At 47.8% G+C, this 588-nt stretch carries 1 protein-coding gene; it reads left to right on the top strand.

Features of this window, described 5'->3' with window-relative positions:
• A partial coding sequence (locus R7Q09_RS27060) for a flagellin hook IN motif-containing protein (RefSeq protein ID WP_318144066.1) occupies positions 1-588 on the top strand: 588 nt, incomplete at both ends.

Raw genomic sequence — 588 nt, 5'->3', positions numbered from 1 at the left:
ATGTGGCAATGCGTAACGCGAACGATGGTATCTCTATCGCTCAAACGGCTGAAGGTGCGATGAACGAAGCAACGTCAGTGATGCAGCGTATGCGTGACTTGGCTATCCAGTCATCAAACGGTACTAACTCTCCAGCTGAGCGTCAGGCAATCAACGAAGAATCAATGGCGTTGGTTGACGAACTGAACCGTATCGCAGAAACCACATCATTCGGTGGCCGTCGTCTATTGAACGGCTCATTCGGTGAAGCGGCATTCCAAATCGGTGCGAGCTCTGGTGAAGCGATGATCATGGGTCTAACCAGTATTCGTGCAGATGACACTCGTATGGGCGGTGTGACATTCTTCTCTGAAGTAGGAAAAGGTAAAGATTGGGGTGTTGATCCAACTAAAGCCGATCTAAAAATCACGCTTCCTGGCATGGGTGAAGACGAAGATGGTAATGTTGATGATCTAGAAATCAATATCAACGCGAAAGCGGGTGATGACATCGAAGAGCTAGCAACGTACATCAATGGTCAATCAGACATGATCAACGCGTCTGTAAGCGAAGATGGCAAGCTGCAAATTTTTGTTGCTCATCCAAACG

This window comes from Vibrio sp. 2130-1 (assembly GCF_033339515.1).
This window is presented reverse-complemented; position numbering and strand designations above follow the sequence as displayed.